Annotated in this window: 16 protein-coding genes and 1 tRNA gene; 12 read left to right on the top strand and 5 right to left on the bottom strand. The window is 58.4% G+C overall.

Translation table 11 applies throughout. The annotated features are described in order from the left end of the window. Positions 1–133: 133 nt before the first annotated feature. Complete coding sequence (locus tag BT199_RS24935; RefSeq protein ID WP_072435650.1) at positions 134–1213, bottom strand: 3-deoxy-7-phosphoheptulonate synthase; 1080 nt, start codon at positions 1211–1213, stop codon at positions 134–136. An 828-nt stretch (positions 1214–2041) separates the two neighbouring features. Here BT199_RS24935 and BT199_RS24930 point away from each other — a divergent pair. Next, positions 2042–2791: a carbon-nitrogen hydrolase family protein gene (locus tag BT199_RS24930; RefSeq protein WP_072435649.1), complete on the top strand. Its 750-nt coding sequence runs from the start codon at positions 2042–2044 to the stop codon at positions 2789–2791. Continuing rightward, entirely contained in the window at positions 2792–3238 is a 447-nt protein-coding gene (locus tag BT199_RS24925) for a GNAT family N-acetyltransferase (protein ID WP_032903480.1), read from the top strand. A 35-nt stretch (positions 3239–3273) separates the two neighbouring features. On the opposite strand, the gene BT199_RS24920 is transcribed toward BT199_RS24925, so the two are convergent. Further along, positions 3274–3513: a DNA-binding protein gene (locus tag BT199_RS24920; protein ID WP_072435648.1), complete on the bottom strand. Its 240-nt coding sequence runs from the start codon at positions 3511–3513 to the stop codon at positions 3274–3276. 82 nt (positions 3514–3595) lie between these two features. Between BT199_RS24920 and BT199_RS24915 the strand changes: the two genes are divergently transcribed. The 6 genes from BT199_RS24915 to BT199_RS24890 all read left to right on the top strand — a co-directional run bounded on the left by BT199_RS24915 (position 3596) and on the right by BT199_RS24890 (position 8093). Further along, a complete protein-coding gene (locus BT199_RS24915; RefSeq protein WP_003190384.1) occupies positions 3596–3961 on the top strand; it encodes a helix-turn-helix domain-containing protein in 366 nt (121 codons plus the stop codon). A gap of 151 nt (positions 3962–4112) precedes the next feature. Continuing rightward, on the top strand, positions 4113–4754 hold the full coding sequence (gene uvrY / locus BT199_RS24910) for a response regulator transcription factor GacA (protein WP_003190387.1): 642 nt from the start codon (positions 4113–4115) through the stop codon (positions 4752–4754). A 1-nt stretch (position 4755) separates the two neighbouring features. After that, entirely contained in the window at positions 4756–6579 is a 1824-nt protein-coding gene (uvrC, locus tag BT199_RS24905) for an excinuclease ABC subunit UvrC (protein ID WP_019821446.1), read from the top strand. Positions 6580–6611: 32 nt separating this feature from the next. Further along, entirely contained in the window at positions 6612–7172 is a 561-nt protein-coding gene (gene pgsA, locus BT199_RS24900; protein WP_003190391.1) for a CDP-diacylglycerol--glycerol-3-phosphate 3-phosphatidyltransferase, read from the top strand. Positions 7173–7232: 60 nt separating this feature from the next. After that, positions 7233–7308: transfer RNA gene (locus BT199_RS24895), tRNA-Gly, on the top strand. 497 nt (positions 7309–7805) lie between these two features. Then, entirely contained in the window at positions 7806–8093 is a 288-nt protein-coding gene (locus BT199_RS24890; protein ID WP_072435647.1) for a hypothetical protein, read from the top strand. Positions 8094–9105: 1012 nt separating this feature from the next. Here the strand turns inward: BT199_RS24890 and BT199_RS24885 are convergent. Beyond that, the gene (locus tag BT199_RS24885) at positions 9106–10074 is read right to left on the bottom strand and encodes an AraC family transcriptional regulator (RefSeq protein ID WP_058410182.1); all 969 of its coding nucleotides are present in this window, start codon (positions 10072–10074) and stop codon (positions 9106–9108) included. Positions 10075–10176: 102 nt separating this feature from the next. Here BT199_RS24885 and BT199_RS24880 point away from each other — a divergent pair, with 102 nt between their 5' ends. Both BT199_RS24880 and BT199_RS24875 read left to right on the top strand, forming a co-directional pair. Then, positions 10177–11424 (top strand): MFS transporter, encoded by a 1248-nt coding sequence (locus tag BT199_RS24880; RefSeq protein WP_072435646.1) that lies wholly within the window; start codon positions 10177–10179, stop codon positions 11422–11424. Positions 11425–11542: 118 nt separating this feature from the next. Beyond that, positions 11543–13252 carry a polyurethane esterase gene (locus BT199_RS24875; RefSeq protein ID WP_072435645.1) on the top strand — a complete coding sequence of 570 codons (1710 nt, stop codon included), beginning with the start codon at positions 11543–11545 and terminating at the stop codon, positions 13250–13252. A gap of 207 nt (positions 13253–13459) precedes the next feature. Here BT199_RS24875 and BT199_RS24870 read toward each other — a convergent pair whose 3' ends face one another. Both BT199_RS24870 and BT199_RS24865 read right to left on the bottom strand, forming a co-directional pair. Further along, a complete protein-coding gene (locus tag BT199_RS24870) occupies positions 13460–14734 on the bottom strand; it encodes a glycoside hydrolase family 68 protein (protein WP_069868370.1) in 1275 nt (424 codons plus the stop codon). Between the two features lie 205 nt (positions 14735–14939). Continuing rightward, the gene (locus tag BT199_RS24865) at positions 14940–15818 is read right to left on the bottom strand and encodes a LysR family transcriptional regulator (RefSeq protein ID WP_072435644.1); all 879 of its coding nucleotides are present in this window, start codon (positions 15816–15818) and stop codon (positions 14940–14942) included. Positions 15819–15973: 155 nt separating this feature from the next. On the opposite strand from BT199_RS24865, the gene BT199_RS24860 reads away from it, so the two are divergent. Continuing rightward, the gene (locus BT199_RS24860; RefSeq protein ID WP_014718007.1) at positions 15974–16399 is read left to right on the top strand and encodes a VOC family protein; all 426 of its coding nucleotides are present in this window, start codon (positions 15974–15976) and stop codon (positions 16397–16399) included. A gap of 112 nt (positions 16400–16511) precedes the next feature. Continuing rightward, positions 16512–17768 (top strand): cation:dicarboxylate symporter family transporter, encoded by a 1257-nt coding sequence (locus tag BT199_RS24855; RefSeq protein WP_072435643.1) that lies wholly within the window; start codon positions 16512–16514, stop codon positions 17766–17768. Positions 17769–17818 lie beyond the last annotated feature (50 nt).

Raw genomic sequence — 17818 nt, 5'->3', positions numbered from 1 at the left:
ATTTACGCGCCAGTTCAATCTTCGCAGAAGCAGGCAAGAGAAGGCATCGAGCACACGCCACTACCGGCCCATGCCCGCCCACTGCAGGAGTTTGCCAAACAGAATTCCAGGCCGATCTAATGTTTTTCACCGATCAGTCGGCTTTGCCGTGTTCCCGCAAACGCTCGGCGGCACTGCGTAACAACTGCTCGGTCCCGTCCCAACCCAGGCAACCATCGGTCACCGAAACGCCGTATTTCATCGACGCGCTCAGCGGCTGGCAGCCTTCGAACAGGTGACTCTCAAGCATCATGCCGACCAGCGAGGTATCACCTTGCAAACGCTGCTCCAGCACGTCATTGAATACCGCCGGTTGGCGCAGCGGGTTCTTGCCGCTGTTGGCATGGCTGCAATCGACCATGATTCGTGGCGCTACTTTGGACTTGGCCAGGTCATGCTTTACGTCGGCCACGCTTTGCGCATCGTAGTTGGGCCCACGATGGCCGCCGCGCAGCACCAAATGAGTGTCGGGGTTGCCGGGCGTCTGGATGATCGCCGGGTGGCCCTGGCTGTCGACGCCGAAATGACGATGCGGGTGAGAGGCTGAGCGCATTGCATCGCAGGCAATGGCGACGCCACCGTCGGTGCCGTTTTTGAAGCCCACGGGCATGCCCAGGCCGCTGGCCAATTCGCGGTGAATCTGCGATTCGGTCGTGCGTGCGCCAATGGCGACCCAAGTGAGCAGGTCATCGAAGTAGCCGGCGGCCATGGGTTGCAGCAACTCGGTGGCCACCGGCAGGCCCAGGCGCAGCATTTCACGCATCAGTTGGCGGGACAGGGTCAGGCCGGCGGCCATGTCATCGCTGCCGTCCAAGTGCGGATCGTAGGCCAAGCCTTTCCAGCCCACAGTGGTGCGCGGTTTCTCGACGTAGGCACGGATCACCAGCAGCATCTGGTCGCTGACTTCAAGCGCAAGCTTCTTCAGATTACGCGCGTATTCCATGGCCGATTCCGGGTCGTGGATCGAGCACGGGCCGACAATCACCAGCAAGCGTGAATCTTCGCCATTGAGGATGGCGCGCACGGCTTGGCGATGGGCGTGGACTTGTTCGTTGAGGAACGGGCTGAGCGGGAGTTGGTGCTTGAGTTCAAGAGCGCTGGGCAAACGCTGGGTCAGGGCTTCATTGGCGCTGTTGAGGGCAGAGACGGGCAAAGCGGCGACGGAGGAGTTCATATTCAAGGCTTCCTGGGCAAGCGGCGGGCGATTCCCGCACGCTTGGCCTACTGGGGTGTTCGACAATTGGCCGTATCGGCTACGTGTGTTGGCTTGCCACCACGGGGTGACCGGTCGGAGGCGGCAGGCTGTCCCGAACGGAGCTGGCTAAATCGCCATGCAGTGCAAGTGTCGTAGCGGTAATAGGTGGCGTAGTTCATGGTGTGATTCCTTTAAGTGAGCGTGAAAAACAAATTGTCAGGCGCTGAAAAAACAAAACCCCCGGTCGGGGAGCCGACCGGGGGTTTAGATTTCTCTGGTAGGCGACCCCTTGAGTAGTGGGCGCCGATTTCAGGTATCAGGCGCGCCAGTGGCTAAACCAATACCCAAAATAAAAGCCGGCCAGTGCGCTCGAACCATTCACATGGGTAGCCGACACCGAGCGCAAGGCGCTGGCAGCAGGGCAAACCTGAGTGTGGGTGAGTGGCAACATGGGGCTCTCCAAATGATGGAGGGAGCTTACTAGAGGCGTGCGGGTGGATTCAATCAGTAATTTCTATCGCGTGGCAGTAGTTACCGCTATGGGCGTAGGTATCTACACAACTTTGCTGCGACGCTGGACCTGTGGCGAGGGAGCCTGCTCCCGTGACGGCCTGACAGCCGGCGCTGATCTGGCTGAGGCACCGCGATCCAAATGTGGGAGCTGGCTTGCCTGCGAAGACGGCCGGACCGTCAACACAGTTGGACCGTGTACATATCCATTCCTGCGGTAACGGCGATACCTATGCCGCTATGGGGCAAGTGTGGATATGCTGACGGCTCTCAAACAATGATTGCCAGGACGCGACCATGACTGCCTTGACCCTTGCTGCGGCGCAAACCGTTTCCATCCCGGGCGATGTCGCTGCCAATATCCAGCGGCACCTGGCGTTGATGCGGGCCGCGGCTGAACAGGGCGTGCAATGCCTGGTGTTTCCAGAACTGTCACTGACGGGCTACGAGCCGTTCCTGGCGGCCGACTTGGCCATCGACCCGCAAGACGCCGTGTTGACGCCTTTGCGTGAGTTGGCGCGGGAGCTGCGGTTGACGGCTGTGGTGGGCATGCCGGTGCGTCTGGCGCCACAAACAGGTGTGCTGATCGGCGCGCTGGTGCTTGGGGCGGACGGTTCAGTAGGCGTCTACACCAAGCAGCATCTGCACCCCGGCGAAGAGCTGGCATTTGCCGCGGGGCAGGGCGGTGAAGCCCTGGAATTGGCAGAGGAGCGCATCGCGCTGGCGGTGTGTGCGGACTTTTCCCAGGCCAGCCATCCACGCCAAGCGGCGGCAGCGGGCGCCACAGTGTATGCCGCAAGCGTACTGATCAGCGAGGCAGGCTACGCGGCGGACAGTGCTTTGCTTGAAGGCTATGCGTCCCAGCATGGCCTGTTGGTACTGATGGCTAACCATGGTGGCCCGTCCGGAGGCTGGGCTTGTGCGGGCCGCAGTGCAATTTGGACCGCCGATGGCAACTTGCTTGTTGCCGCCCCCAGTGTCGGCGACGCGTTGGTGATCGCCCGTCGCGACGGCGGGCAGTGGACCGGCCAAGTGGTCGCCCTCTGAATGAGGTTTCATTTGCGCCGGGCCATCGAGCAGGACCTGCCGTTTGCCCGCACCCTGACCCAGCAGGCCATGAGCCATTACTACCGTCAGAACGGCTTGTTGTGGTCCAGCGACGGCTTCGACGTGGCCTGGGCGGGCCGCGAGAACTGGCTGATCTGCAACGATGACGTCGTCATGGGCTTTATCAGCCTGAGCCGCGATGGCAAGGCCCTGTATATCCGCGAGCTGCACCTGCTGGAATGCTGGCGCAAGCAGGGCGCGGGCACATGGGTGCTGGAGCAAATGGCGCTCAAGGCACGCGTCGAAGGCCTGGGCTTTCTACGTTTGACGGTGTTCAAGACCAACCCGGCAAGAAGGCTGTATCAGCGCTTGGGGTTGAGCATTGTCGGTGAAGAGGATGGCTTCTGGCGGATGGAGCGTGAGTGTCGCGCACTCACATCGGACTAAAACATGCACGTCCTACAAATAGGCGCATACTGCTGTCAGTTAGTGCTTTGTTCGTCGTGGGATTGAGCGCTTGGCTCATCCACGATAACGCCCTCTTTCATGCCCAGAAGTACCGCCACTTTATGGGCTTCTCCACGCCGTCCCTTTTTGCGCCCGGAGAGCACTTGATACGTGGTTGCCGGGTCTACGCCATGCTCCCGGGCGAACGCTTGAACTGACTTTCCTTGATGTTCCAGCCAGGCCTTGGCTTGTGCAGCAGTACGGATTCCGGGCATAGTTCAAAACCGTTCAAGTTTGTTTAACGAAGTGATGGTGTGACACCTCTTGGGGTGTGCCAATTTAGGATCATACATCCAAATGAGTGGAATCGGTTCGCGCTTAAGGCAAGAAAGAGAGCGACTTGGCCTGTCGCAGAAAGTTTTTGGAGAAATTGGAGGCGTTGAAGCGAACGCCCAAGGCAAATATGAAAGCGGTGGTCGTGCACCCAAGGCCGACTATTTGTCTCGCGTCGCCGAAAAAGGTGTGGATATCCTGTACGTGTTGACCGGCAGCCCAACGCCGATCCAGCTGGATAACCTGAGCAAGATCGAAGAGAAAGTGCTGGGCAATTACCGAGCGATGTTCAAGGAAGACCAGGACGCAATCCGTCGCTTGACCAGTACCTTGGCTGAGCATTCATCCGTGGTGAACGGAAAAGCCAAGTCGCCCCCCCAGGAATCCTGACCTTTAGCCCAGGAAACAGGGCTGTTCGCCAGCCGGCGAACAGCCGCAGCACGTTTAATCTCTATATATATGACACTTGCAACTAGGTCTGCGCCTTGGTTTTTTGCTAAGGTGTTCAGCAACCTATAAGACCATATCGCGAGGTGTCTGCTTGATTAGGGTGCTAGTAGTCGATGACCATGATCTCGTTCGTACAGGCATTACACGAATGCTGGCTGACATCGACGGCCTGCAAGTAGTCGGCCAGGCGGAGTCGGGGGAGGAATCCCTGATCAAGGCCCGGGAGTTGAAGCCCGATGTGGTACTGATGGACGTCAAGATGCCTGGGATTGGCGGTCTTGGTGCCACGACCAAGTTATTGCGCAGCCATCCGGACATCAAGGTCGTGGTGGTCACGGTGTGCGAGGAAGACCCGTTTCCCACCCGTTTGCTGCAAGCCGGTGCCGCCGGCTACCTCACCAAGGGCGCAGGCCTGGCCGAGATGGTGCAAGCCATTCGCCTGGTATTTGCCGGCCAGCGTTACATCAGCCCGCAGATTGCCCAGCAATTGGCGATCAAGTCGTTCCAGCCCACCAGCGATTCGCCATTTGATGCGCTGTCGGAGCGGGAAATCCAGATCGCCCTGATGATCGTCGGTTGCCAGAAGGTGCAGACCATCTCTGACAAGCTGTGCCTGTCGCCCAAGACCGTCAATACCTACCGTTATCGTATCTTCGAGAAGCTTGCCATCAGCAGTGATGTTGAATTGACCCTGCTCGCAGTGCGCCACGGCATGGTGGACGCCAGCGCCTGACATGACCACACCGTTTGATCCGAGTGCCTTTCTCTCCACCTGCAGTGGCCGCCCCGGCGTGTACCGCATGTTCGACAGCGAGGCGCGCCTGCTTTACGTGGGCAAAGCCAAGAACCTGAAGAACCGTCTGGCGAGCTACTTTCGCAAGACCGGCCTTGCGCCGAAAACCGCCGCCCTGGTGGCGCGTATCGCCCAGGTCGAAACCACCATCACCGCCAATGAAACCGAGGCGCTGCTGCTTGAGCAGACGCTGATCAAGGAATGGCGGCCGCCTTACAACATCCTGTTGCGTGATGATAAATCCTACCCTTACGTGTTTTTATCCGACGGCAACTTTCCGCGCCTGAGCATTCACCGCGGGGCAAAGAAGCAAAAGGGCAAGTACTTCGGGCCTTACCCCAGCGCCGGTGCGATTCGTGAAAGCCTGAGCCTGCTGCAAAAAACCTTTTTTGTGCGTCAGTGCGAAGACAGCTTCTACAAGAACCGCACACGGCCGTGCCTGCAATACCAGATCAAGCGCTGCAAGGCGCCCTGCGTGGGCCTGGTGGAACCTTCGGAGTACGCCGAGGATGTGCGCCATTCGGTGATGTTCCTCGAAGGGCGCAGCAACGCACTCACCGATGAGTTGTCCGGGGCCATGGAGCAGGCCGCCAGCACCCTGGATTTCGAAAAGGCCGCCGAACTGCGCGACCAGATCTCCCTGCTACGCCGTGTCCAGGACCAGCAAAGCATGGAAGGCGGCACCGGTGACGTTGACGTGATCGCCGCGTTCGTCAACCCTGGCGGCGCCTGTGTGCACCTGATCAGCGTACGAGGCGGGCGGGTATTAGGCAGCAAGAACTTCTTCCCGCAGACCGGTATCGACGAAGACGTGGCAGAGGTCATGGCCGCATTCCTTGGCCAATACTACGTCAGCAGCCCTGAGCGCGACCTGCCGTCTGAACTGATCGTCAACGTCGTGCATGAAGACTTTCCCACCTTGATCGAGGCCATCCACGAGCTGCGCGGCCGCGAGCTGGACATCAGCCACCGCGTACGCGGCACCCGTGCTCGCTGGCAGCAACTGGCCGTCACCAACGCTGAACAGGCCCTGGGTGCACGCCTGGCCAATCGACAGCACGTTGCCGCACGCTTCGACGCCCTGGCCGAGGTCCTCAACCTGGACGAGCCGCCCCAGCGCCTGGAGTGCTACGACATCAGCCACTCCAGCGGTGAGGCCACGGTGGCCTCCTGCGTGGTATTCGGGCCGGAAGGGCCGATCAAGGCCGACTACCGGCGCTACAACATCGAAGGCGTTACCGCAGGCGATGACTACGCCGCCATGCACCAGGCGCTCACGCGGCGATTCAGCAAGTTGAAGGACGGGGAGGGCAAGTTGCCCGATATCCTGCTGGTAGACGGGGGCAAGGGCCAGTTATCCATGGCCCGTGACGTGCTCAACGAACTGGCGGTGCCCGACCTGATCCTGCTCGGTGTGGCCAAGGGCACCACGCGCAAGGCCGGCTTCGAGACGTTGTACTTGAATGATGCCGCCCATGAATTCACCTTGAAGGGCGACTCACCCGCGCTGCACCTGATTCAACAAATCCGCGACGAAGCCCACCGTTTCGCCATTACCGGCCACCGCGCCCGCCGTGGCAAAACTCGGCGAACCTCAACCCTGGAAGGGGTTGCGGGGGTAGGCCCGACGCGACGTCGCGACTTGCTTAAACATTTTGGTGGCTTGCAGGAGCTGTCCCGTGCCAGCATTGACGAGATAGCCAAAGCACCCGGTATCAGTAAAAAGCTCGCTGAGCTGATTTATGCAAACCTGCACAGCGAATAGAATGCCTTCTCACCTCGTAGCCAGTTGTGCCGATGAATATCCCTAATCTGATCACCGTACTACGCGTCCTGCTTATCCCGATTTTCATATTGTTGTTCTATTTGCCGTATGAATGGAGCTACGTCGCGTCCAGTTCGGTATTTGCCTTCGCAGCCGCCACCGACTGGCTCGACGGCTACCTGGCCCGCCGCCTGGAACAGAGCACGCCCTTCGGCGCGTTCCTCGACCCCGTGGCCGACAAACTCATGGTGGCCGTCGCCCTGGTGCTGCTAGTGCAGGAACACGGCAACCTGTGGCTGACCCTCCCGGCCGCCGTCATCATCGGCCGCGAGATCGTCGTCTCGGCCCTGCGCGAATGGATGGCCGAAATCGGCGCGCGCGCCCACGTCGCCGTTTCCAACATGGGCAAATGGAAAACCGCCGCGCAGATGCTCGCGCTGGTGATCCTGCTGGCCAACCCGTCGGACTTCTCGTTCTGGGTGCTCACGGGCTACGCCTTGCTGCTGGTCGCGGCCGGCCTGACCCTGTGGTCCATGCTGCAATATCTGCGTGCGGCCTGGCCCCATCTGCGAACCACCGTTGAAAAGAAATAAAACTTTTTTGAATCAAGGGGTTGACGGGTGCTGAGGATTCTATAGAATGCGCATCACCAAGCGGGAATAGCTCAGTTGGTAGAGCACGACCTTGCCAAGGTCGGGGTCGCGAGTTCGAGTCTCGTTTCCCGCTCCAAGCATTAATGAAAAAGCCACTCTAACGAGTGGCTTTTTTTTGCCTGTGATTTACGGAATAGACGCTTAGGCGTCTTTTTTTGAGTGCAAAACCGTGGGTGCTCAGGGTGATCCGGTAAGACTCAAATTCGTATTTCTACTGGATTCGCTCAGTTCACCTGTCACCAAGCCTGCTACTGTTTATTCATCTTCCCGGCGTGCATCGACCTTTGGTTACGCGTCACTTCTGGTACCGATAATCCTGAGTCGCGGTGGTTTCCAGGCGGTGGACTTGCCCCATTATGCGACAGCAGCAGCTCGCCTTCATCAGCTCAACCCCGACCACCGTCCTATCCTGGCAACTGCTTGAAAAGGCCTCGCTGTGTGATGCGCCCCCAATGCTCACCCGAAGAAGCTATGCGACATGAGAATTGGACCCCATGAACTCGGTGTTTATACTCAGTGAAGCTGCATTGTGAACGGGGCAAAAAACACATGGAGCTTCACAAGGAGCAAGGAATGGTCTACGGCCAACGGAAAGAAACGCACACAGGGCGACGATCAACGACTCTTCGCGCTGCCAGCGCGGAATGGTCCGGCGTGCGTCTGCGGGTAGTGCTGACGGAGTGCAAGATCGCGCCAATGGATTTCGCGCTATTTCTGAAGATCAGCCCCCAGCGGCTGACCAATTGGTTTTCTCGTGGTATCCCACACTCGCAGCTCGATAAGGTAGCCAGGCTGTTGAGCGTTAATGCACAGTGGCTGGAAACAGGGGCTGGCAAGAAATTCCCGGCGACAAGCGAGTAGCGGGGCCTGCGCGAGCACATGGCAGAGAGCCCTCGACAGGCGGGGGCTCAAAGTCTCGTGGTTGATTGGGTTACGGCGTGACGGTTCGCAATATCAGGTGGGTCGCCGTAGCGGCGATGCTCTGCGCGCACATCCCCCCAATCGCCGCAGATGTGCCGGCGCACATAAGGCAGCGGGGTCGAGCAGATCCTGTCGGATCAGGGCGTTCACGCAGCGGGAGATGGTCAGGCCACCGAAGGGAAATCGGGGCTGGAGGTTGACGGAGGCGGCATGGGGATATGCAGATCCTCCACGGCAATGGGGCTTCGTACTCTGGCAAGGTAGAACGTCTCGGCGGCGAGGTCGCGGTCACAATCACGCACGTAATGGCGTTGCCTATGAGGGCAGCAGGCATGCTCTATGGGTAGAAAAATCCATCGCGAGAGTGTTAGTGACAGGCTGCCGGCTAGATGTCAAACCCGCAGGTACTTCCATCGTTCGCTGACCCATGACGGCATCACTTTTTATGGGGGAGGGTGTTCGCCTCGCTGGTTTCCCTGACCGCAAACATTAGGCAGCGCATCGCTTCACGATCCTGTTCCGACAAGCAACGGTAGTAGTGGACCAGGCGCTCTTCTTCTCGATTGAGTTGTCGGGACCGCAGGGCTGTACTGACGGCGGTACGCAATGAGGGAAAAAATGAGGTATTTAGCATGATCCAAGTTCTTCATGAGGTGAATGGAGACGTGGGCTTCTTGCCCGGAACAACTGAATACATAACGTTTATTTTAGAAAAGGGCTTGTCGTTTTTCGTGACTGTTGGGTATTTCAGATGGGGCCGTCGGAAGTGTTTGGAGAAGGTGTAGGAGCGATCTTTCAAAGGCGGTGGAAAACACGCGATAGGGGGACGCTACCGCGGATCGGGTCCTATGCGGTGCCTGAGAGGTCCCAGTGCTGGCTTTCGATCAGGTAGTCACGAGCGGTTTCATTAAATGATTCAGAGGCACAGACCGTCGAGTACGTGCGCTCAGCGTCAAGTAACAATGGGCTGCCTCACCTTGCGACTTAACCCCGGTGTCTTGCCCGTAACACGTTTGAACGCGCGACTGAAAGCGGCCTGGGATGTATAGCCCAAGCGTTGTGCTACCTCTTCGATCGGCAGCCTTTCCAGGGTCAGCCACTGGCTTGCGAGCCGCATTCGCAGTTCGGTGACATAGCGCAGCGGCGTCATGCCAATCGTCACCTGGAAGCGATCCGCGAAGGCTGAGCGTGAGGTATTGCATTGCTCTGCCAATTGCGCAACGGTCCAGTCGCGGCCCGGTTGTTGATGGAGCGCGAGCAGTGCACCGGCCAAGCGTGGATCGCGCAAGGCGGCGACCAGGCCAGAGGCATTACCGCAGGCACACTCTACCCAGCCGCGAACGACCATGGCGGCCACCACGTCGGCCAACCGCGCGAGGATACCGGCGAAGCCCACACGTGCGGCGCTGACCTCGCGTTCCATGGTGGTCAGGATAGGCACCAGTCCAGGGTAGCGCTGGCCGTCGGCATCAATCAACATCAGGCCCGGCATCAGTTTGCCGAGGCCATGGATGCTGCCCAGTTCAAACTCCATACAACCACTGAACAAAATGGTGCTCGGCGTTGGGCTGGCATCGGTTCCGGTGTGCACCGCGCTCACGGTGTCACCGAGGGGGACGCCGTCTAGGCGGTCGATGTCCTGAACGGGTACGTCCGCATGGGAATACAGTTGATGGGCCGCGCCGTGGGAGATGAACACGGCGTTGCCGGCAGACAGCGCGTAGGTGGTGCCGTCCTCCATTCGCAGTACCGCATTGCCGACGGCCATGAAATGGAACCAGGCATGCCCAGGTTTTTCAGCGAAGCCCAAACCGAAACTCGGACTCGTTTGTATACGCCGGTATTCGACGCCACGCAGGCGCATACCGCGCAACAGTTCGTTGATGAGATCCGAGGAAAGAGCAAACTGTTCTGCAGACATTGTTCAGGTGTTTTAGTCAAAAATGAGAGATCTTGGATCATAGATCATCCAGATTCGCGCGCCTAGACTGCGGGTCGCAATGATGATTGGGAGATCGCTGTAATGACTGACTGTGTATGTGACGCCGTATCCAACCGCCATCCCGGCGCCTTCTCGGATGCAGAGCCTGCGGCCCCCGCGTGGATGGCCGTCTTCTCACTGGCAATGGGAGTGTTCGGATTACTGACTGCGGAGTACCTTCCGGCCAGTTTGTTAACACTGATGGCGACTGATCTGGGCGTGTCCGAAGCGCTGGCTGGCCAGGCGGTAACGGTGACAGCAGTGGTAGCGTTGTTCGCCGGTTTGTTGGTGCCAGGCCTGACCCGCGGCATCGACCGACGTTGGGTGTTGCTGGGGTTTTCAACGTTGATGGTTGCCTCCAATCTGTTGGTCGCCGTTTCTTCCAGCTTCGCGGTGCTGCTGTTGATGCGCATCTTGCTGGGGATTGCCCTGGGCGGGTTCTGGAGCATGGCTGCGGCGGTGGCGATGCGCTTGGTGCCGAGTGCTTTGTTGCCTCGGGCGCTGTCGATCATTTTCAGTGGGATTGCCATCGGGACGGTCGTTGCCGTGCCACTGGGCAGTTATCTGGGCGGGCTATACGGCTGGCGCAGCGCGTTCTTTGCAGCGGCGGCGGTAGGCATGGTGACCCTGACGTTTCAGTCATTGACTTTACCGCGCCTCGCGCCGCGCCGGCCAGCACGTCTGCGCACGGTTTTCGACGTGTTGCAGCGCCCAGGCATCGCCATGGGCATGTTCGGTTGTGTGCTGGTGCATAGCGGTCACTTCGCGATGTTCACCTACGTTCGGCCATTTCTTGAAGGTACTACCGGCATCGGCTCGCAAGGGCTGTCGCTGATGTTGTTGGGGTTCGGTGTGGCGAATTTCTTCGGCACGCTGTTGGCTGGCAGGCTGCTGGAGCACCGCCCGCTGGCGACTCTGGTGTTAATGCCTGCGCTGGTCGGGGTTGCAGCACTGGCGTTGGTGCTGTTGCCACCCTCGTTGCCGGGGCAGGCGGTACTGCTGGCAATCTGGGGCTTGGCCTTTGGCGGTGTGCCGGTGGCGTGGTCGAACTGGGTCGCCAGCGCGGTACCTGACCAGGCGGAAAGCGCCGGGGGTATGGTGGTGGCCTCTGTGCAGTCCGCCATCGCCATGGGCGCCGCCGCTGGCGGTGCAGTGTTCAGCCTCGGTGGCAGCGCGGGCGTATTTATAGCGGCGGCGGTGCTGATGTTGCTGGCTGCGTTGCTGATTGCGCTGCGTGTCCGGGTGCCTTCTGTCCATGTCGTCAATGCTGGGAGGGCTAGCGCTCAATAAAATGAGGACTATTGAGTTTCTAGGTAACCCTTGACAGTCCCCCGTGACCCGCACTCAATCGACCCCGGCCATCCGAATCGAGGCCATCTGGCACGTCATCTGAAAAGGGACCAAGGGCATGGGCGTTTTCGATTACAAGGGCATGAAGGGCGACCCCGCCAAGGCGCTGCTGAGCAACGCCTTGGCTTTATCCGAGTACGCGTATGACTCCACCGGCCAACCCCTGGCAACCGGTGGCTGGGCGCCTATCGGTGCGCAGGCCCTGGGCGTGACGCAGCATGTGGACAAGCAAGGCACCTTCTGGGGCGAGACAGCCTTGGCCCCTTCGGCCAACGTCGAGATTCTGGGGCAGTACGATGGGCTTGGCAGGCTGATCGCCATGGGGATTGCCTTTCGTGGCACGTCCTTTGGCTTGACCTGGGATGGCGCGGGCGACGTGGCCAGCGACCTGGCGGCCGCAGCACTGCCTGGATACGCCGCCAATTACGCCAAGTTCGCCTTCAGCGCCTTGCTCGAAAACGTCGCTCGTTACGCCGCGAGCCAGGGCTTGAGCGGCAAGGATATCCTGGTCACCGGCCATAGCCTCGGCGCACTGGGCGCCAACAGCCTGGCGACCTTGAGCCACGATCACTGGGGCGGCTTTTATCAGGATGCCAACTACGTAACCTTTGCCTCACCCGCTCAACGCTCGGGTGATACCCCGGTGTTGAATATTGGCTATGAAAATGACCCGGTGTTCAAAGCCATTGATGGCAAAGGCATCAATACCTCGGCACTCTTCTGGGGCAACGACCGGGGCTGGGATGCGGCCGCCAACAACCTCGTCAGTTTTACCGATAATTACGCGTCGTTCTCGGCACATTTACCTAATAGTCTGAATTGGGGCGTGGCCAAGGCTCACTCCCTGGACGGTTACATCCAAGGTTTGGGGCGTATCGCGTCCTCCGAGTTCTACGACCTGACCAGCAAGGATTCGACCATCGTGGTCTCCAGCCTGACCGAGGCTGCGCGTGAAACCACCTGGGTACAAGACCTGAACCGTTACGCTGAAAAACACACTGGCAATACCTTCATCCTCGGCACCGAGGGCAACGACCTGCTCAAGGGCGGTGTCGGCAACGACTTCCTGGAAGGCGGCGCCGGTCATGATCGTTTTCGCGATGATGGCGGCTACAACATCCTGCTGGGCGGGCAGGGCGATAACGTCTTCGAACTGCACAAGCCACTGGCCAGCTTCGGCTTTGCCAATGATGGCGATGGCACGCTCTATATCAACGACGCCTATGGCGGCATCAGTATGACCCGCGATATCGGTGCATTGGTGAGCCAAGAGCAGTCCTACATCATGTGGAATTCAATCCCCTGGGGTACCCACGATGTAACCTATAACGTAACCGGCCAAGGCCTGCTGGCCGGCACAGCCTTGACGCCCTACACGGCCTCTGCCAACGGCGATGAGCAGGACAATGTCCTCACCGCTCATGCTGCGGGGGAATGGTTGTTCGGTCTGGGCGGCGACGATTATTTGATCGGTGGGCAGGGTAATAATGTGTTCGTCGGCGGGGCGGGCAATGACCTGATGGTGTCGGGCGGGGGCAGCAACACTTTCCTGTTCAACGGCCTCTTTGGCAATGATCGGGTCGAGGGCTACCAGGCCAGCGATAAGCTGGTATTCATGGGGATTCCTGACCTGGGCCAGCAATACGATTACCGTTCCCATGTCTCGATGTTCGAGGACAATGCCCTGTTGTCCTTTGGCGACAACTCGGTGACGTTGGTTGGCGTGAACATGACTCAACTCAATGGTGCAGGCATTTATATTTCCTGAATACCCACACAATGGGCTGTTGAACCTGTGGCGAGTGAGCTTGCTCCCGTGACGGCCCCTCAGCCGACACATACCTACCTGACGCCCCACGGACCAAAATGTGGGAGCTGGCTTGCCTGCGATGGCGGCTGTCAGACCGCTACGGGAGCAGCGGATATCTACCGCGGGTTTGTCATCGAGCTCAAACCCGCTACCTCATAGCCTCCGTTACTTGAGCGTAACGTCGAGCATCGGCGGGATGTAACCGTAGTCATACTCGGCGACCACGAACGTTTGCTGCCCTTTGATCTTGATGCCCACCGTCGGTGCTTCGGTGCCGCCGATACGGATCTGCGTGCCGGTGTTGTCGGTCGGTACGCTGTCGATGAAGGAGGTCACCAGGCCGTTGGGCATGACGCAGTGCGAGTAGGTCTGAAACGGTTGGGAGGACGGGTTGCCCAGTACCAGGCCAGAGCCGTTCAACGGCACATACGGGCCGAACAGCGAATCGGCGACGAAGCCGTATACCCCGTCCGGGCCGGTTACACCGTCGGCGTAGGTGAAGGTGTGGCTGATGGTGAACAGGTAGTACTTGCCGTCCTGGAACACAAAGTGCGGGCGTTCGGTCTGGTCGTTGACGCCGACCGCGGTCAGCAGCGGTGGCAGCATTTCCCAGTCGTCGCCGTCTTCGTCGCGGGCCACGGCGATCCCGACGCAGGCGGTCTGGAAGCGCGAGTTGCCGACCTCTTCATAGCCGGGTGGCACGTCGCCGATTTCGGCGTTACCGACCTTGTGCGAGCCGCGTTCGCCGGCCACGTTGCCTTCGAACAGCATGTACAGCTTGCCGTCTTTCGGGTCGCGAAACGGCCATGGATCGCGAAAGCCCCAGAAGGCGTTTTGCGCTTCGGTCTGGTACATCTTGCCGTCCGCCTCGAACAGCGGCTTGACCTTTTCGAAGCCCACCAGGCTGACGCCATGCTCGGTGGTCACCACGCGGCCACGCACCTTGACGATGGTCGCGCCGGGCGTGACGGCGGTGTAGTACAGGTCCACTTCGCCTTGTTCGTTCAGCAGGATCGGTGTGCCAGCCCATTCGCGCACGGTGGGTGAAACCCCTTCAGCCATCACTCGGCCGCCGAGCTTCCAGTCTTTGCCAGTGCGAGAAAACCAGTAGTACATCTTTGCCCGGCCATGGCGATCGTTCCAGTCGCGGATGACGTCGTAGTTGCCATTCTGATCGAGGTATTGCGGGTCGTTCGGGTGGCGATCCGCAGTGAGGGTGAAGATCACCGACCAGCCGTCAACGGAGGTGATGTTGCCGTCGATATCACGCAGCGGCATGGTGTCCCAGATAAAAACCTCGTCACTCAATACCGGGAAGTTCGCACTGACCAGTGGCTGGGTGGTGGTGGGGTCGTCCGCACGCACTTTAAGCGCATCGGCTCGGGTCCACAGGCTGGGTTGATGGGGTGTTTTTCCAAATTTCGAAGGGGTGTTTTTCATAGGAAACCTCGTCCATGTAGGGATTCAAGTCACTGTATTTATATACAGTGATTCGAATTTAAAAGACTCGGATCTGTGGGTCAAGGATAAAAATGCATTTATGCATTTTTTGAGTTTTTCATTCAGCTGATACGTTTCACCTTGTCCCGTTTACAGAAGTTATTTCATTGGCGTGGCGCAGTGATGGCCATGAGCGAGAGGGTGGTTAGTTCAAGCCACGCATGAACTGGTCACTGATCAGGTCAGCCAGCATCCGCACGGGTTCGGTAAGGCTTTGGCGAGAACGGTGTATGAGTCCGATATCCCGGTGAAAGGTGTGTATGCCCAGATCGAGTGCTCGAACACCCATAGGCCACTCCGGATCTCTGCACGTTTGCGGCACCAATGCGACGCCTACGCCCTTTTTGACTAATTGAAGGATGGCCTCCAGCTCATCCAGTTCGCACACCTCATGCAGCGTGAAATGCATCTGCCGCACAAAACGATCAACCTGCCTGCCGCCGAACGATGAGCGGTCATAGCGAATGAAAGGATGGCTGGACAGCAGCGCCGACCAGTCTTCACCCGGCACTTCGCTCGGTACTATTAGCCGGTAGGGCTCCCGCGCCAGCGTCGTCCAGTGCAGGTCACTCTGGAGCGAGAAGGGCGGGCGAATGATGGTGGCCATGTCGATCTCGCCAGCGTCGACGAGGTTGACCAATTCCATCGACAGCCCTGGAATGACTCGCGTGCGACATTGCGGGCATTGCTGGTGAAACCTGGCCAGCGATTCGGGCAAATATGAGCGCTGCACCGACGCGATTGCGCCGATAGTCACCCGCTCGTTGGTGGGTTGTCCCATCGTCGAGGAACCCAGGTTGTCGTAAAGATTGAGCAACTCCTGAGCTTGCAAGAGTACCTGGTGGCCCATTCTATTGAGATGCGCAGAGCGTCCTTTTCTGTCGAAAATTTCAACGCCCAGTTCAGCTTCGAGGCGCTGGATTTGCGCGCTCACAGCGGCCTGGGTCAGGCCGATTCTGTTGCCGGCAGCGGCAAAAGTGCCTTCCCGCGCAACAGCGATGAGTGTCTTGAGTTCTTTGATCATTCATAAATATTAATTGTGTTTCTAAGAAATATATATTGATTTTTATGTTGGGTTTTCCGTCCTACGATGTTTTCCATTCCCGGCAACGGCTGAGCCAAGCGAGGCAATGACGGGGGAATGTTCGCCAAACCCACAAAAAAAGCACTGGAGATCTGATGAGCCTCTCGCCATTCCACCTCGCAATACCTGTTTACGACCTGGCTTCAACACGGACCTTCTACGGTGAGGTTTTTGGTTTAGAAGAAGGGCGGTCCAGCACTCAATGGGTCGATTTCAATTTCTATGGTCATCAACTGGTGATTCACGAGCATCCCAAAACCGCCTCTCAAGAAAGTGTTCATAGCAATCCGGTCGATGGTCATGATGTTCCTGTTCCGCACTTCGGCATCATTCTGGGTTGGGAGCAATGGGAAGCGCTGGCCGAGCGACTGAAGTCGTTTGGTACCGAATTTGTGATCGAACCGTACATTCGTTTCAAAGGTCAGGTTGGCGAGCAAGCCACCATGTTCCTGTTTGATCCTTGCGGCAATGCCCTTGAATTCAAGGCGTTCAAGGATATGGGCCAGCTCTTCGCGAAATAAGAACACCCATGGCACAGCTGAGCTGTGCCATGGGGGCTCACGTGAGCTGCAAGCTCATGACTCTAGCAACTGCTGATAACGCAGACCTTTCATTCCAACAAGAAGGCTAGACATGAAACGTATTCCCTTGGTGTGGCAAATCGTTGCCGGGCTGTTGCTTGGCGTGCTTGTCGGTTGGTACTTCAATACCCATCCGCTCTATCAGGCATGGGTTAGCGTGCAGGTTCTGAAACCGCTTGGTGACATCTTTATCAAGATGATGAAGATGGTCGTTGTGCCAATCGTGTTCTGCTGCATGATTCTGGGCATTGCAGGTGGCCCAGACAGCAAGTCATTTGGCCGCATGGGTGTGCGCTCGCTCGGTTATTTCTTTGCGATTACCGCGCTGGCCGTCGTCATAGGCTTGTGTTTCGCAAATCTCTTCGAACCGGGAACAGGTACCGATATTTCCGGTGTTTCGCACGGTGCCGCATCCATCACGCTGGAGCCGCCGAAAGGAGCGCTGGTAATATTGCAGAACATCGTGCCCGATAACGTATTGGCTGCGATGTCGGAGGGGAAGTTGCTGTCGGTGTTGTTTTTTGCCGTGCTGTTCGGCCTGGCATTGAACGCCTTACCGAAAGAGAAAAACGCACCGGTCATCGCACTGCTTCAAAGTGTTTGCGATGCGATGTTCAAGGTTGTCTCCATGGTTATGGCTTATGCGCCTGTGGGTGTGTTCGGCATGATCGGCGCGACCGTGGCGACGTTTGGTTTCGCTTCCTTGTTGCCATTGCTCAAGTTGATTGGTGTTGTGTACCTGGCGCTGATTGTTTTCGCGTTGGTGGTACTTGGCGGTATCTGTTACTTGATAGGCGAAAACATTTTCAAGTTGATCCGGTACTTGCGCGATGAGTTGATGCTCGCATTCTCAAGTGCCGCCTCAGCCGCAGTGATGCCGCAGTTGATGACAAAAATGGAAAGTTACGGCGTGCCGCGTCGGATCGTCAGTTTCGTGGTGCCGGTGGGGTATGCGTTCAACCTCGATGGTGCGTCGATTTTTCTTGGGGTGGCGACGATCTTTGTCGCGCAACTCCATGACATCGACCTGTCGTTATCCCAGCAGATCCTGTTGGTGGTGACCATGGTGCTGACTTCCAAGGGCGCAGCAGGGGTGCCAGGTTTCGCCATCATCATCTTGTCAGCGACATTGGCCTCAGCAGGTCTTCCACTGGAAGGCGTCGCGTTGATCGCTGGCATTTTCAGAATCATCGACAGTGGTACCACTACGTTGAACGTGTTGGGCAATGCCATTGCGCCGTTAGTCATCGCCAAGTGGGAAAAGGTCGAGCTCAGACCTTCAACGGATTATCCAGCCGCACGGGTCTAGTCGTTTGCAGGAGCAACGATAGGCGAGAACGCAGGAGGTCATTCGTCAGG

It is taken from the genome of Pseudomonas sp. NFR02, assembly GCF_900119375.1.
Classification (GTDB): Bacteria; Pseudomonadota; Gammaproteobacteria; order Pseudomonadales; family Pseudomonadaceae; genus Aquipseudomonas; species Aquipseudomonas paracarnis.
This window is presented reverse-complemented; position numbering and strand designations above follow the sequence as displayed.

What these genes read in the sequence shown, in the direction of transcription:
- BT199_RS24915 (WP_003190384.1), top strand. Translation starts at nt 3,596, where the DNA reads ATGAGTGGAATCGGTTCGCGCTTAAGGCAAGAAAGAGAGCGACTTGGC.
- BT199_RS24880 (WP_072435646.1), top strand. Translation starts at nt 10,177, where the DNA reads ATGACTGACTGTGTATGTGACGCCGTATCCAACCGCCATCCCGGCGCC.
- BT199_RS24870 (WP_069868370.1), bottom strand. Translation starts at nt 14,734, where the DNA reads ATGAAAAACACCCCTTCGAAATTTGGAAAAACACCCCATCAACCCAGC.
- BT199_RS24855 (WP_072435643.1), top strand. Translation starts at nt 16,512, where the DNA reads ATGAAACGTATTCCCTTGGTGTGGCAAATCGTTGCCGGGCTGTTGCTT.
- uvrC (WP_019821446.1), top strand. Translation starts at nt 4,756, where the DNA reads ATGACCACACCGTTTGATCCGAGTGCCTTTCTCTCCACCTGCAGTGGC.
- BT199_RS24890 (WP_072435647.1), top strand. Translation starts at nt 7,806, where the DNA reads ATGGTCTACGGCCAACGGAAAGAAACGCACACAGGGCGACGATCAACG.
- BT199_RS24935 (WP_072435650.1), bottom strand. Translation starts at nt 1,213, where the DNA reads ATGAACTCCTCCGTCGCCGCTTTGCCCGTCTCTGCCCTCAACAGCGCC.
- BT199_RS24860 (WP_014718007.1), top strand. Translation starts at nt 15,974, where the DNA reads ATGAGCCTCTCGCCATTCCACCTCGCAATACCTGTTTACGACCTGGCT.
- BT199_RS24875 (WP_072435645.1), top strand. Translation starts at nt 11,543, where the DNA reads ATGGGCGTTTTCGATTACAAGGGCATGAAGGGCGACCCCGCCAAGGCG.
- BT199_RS24865 (WP_072435644.1), bottom strand. Translation starts at nt 15,818, where the DNA reads ATGATCAAAGAACTCAAGACACTCATCGCTGTTGCGCGGGAAGGCACT.
- BT199_RS24930 (WP_072435649.1), top strand. Translation starts at nt 2,042, where the DNA reads ATGACTGCCTTGACCCTTGCTGCGGCGCAAACCGTTTCCATCCCGGGC.
- BT199_RS24920 (WP_072435648.1), bottom strand. Translation starts at nt 3,513, where the DNA reads ATGCCCGGAATCCGTACTGCTGCACAAGCCAAGGCCTGGCTGGAACAT.
- BT199_RS24925 (WP_032903480.1), top strand. Translation starts at nt 2,792, where the DNA reads ATGAGGTTTCATTTGCGCCGGGCCATCGAGCAGGACCTGCCGTTTGCC.
- BT199_RS24885 (WP_058410182.1), bottom strand. Translation starts at nt 10,074, where the DNA reads ATGTCTGCAGAACAGTTTGCTCTTTCCTCGGATCTCATCAACGAACTG.
- pgsA (WP_003190391.1), top strand. Translation starts at nt 6,612, where the DNA reads ATGAATATCCCTAATCTGATCACCGTACTACGCGTCCTGCTTATCCCG.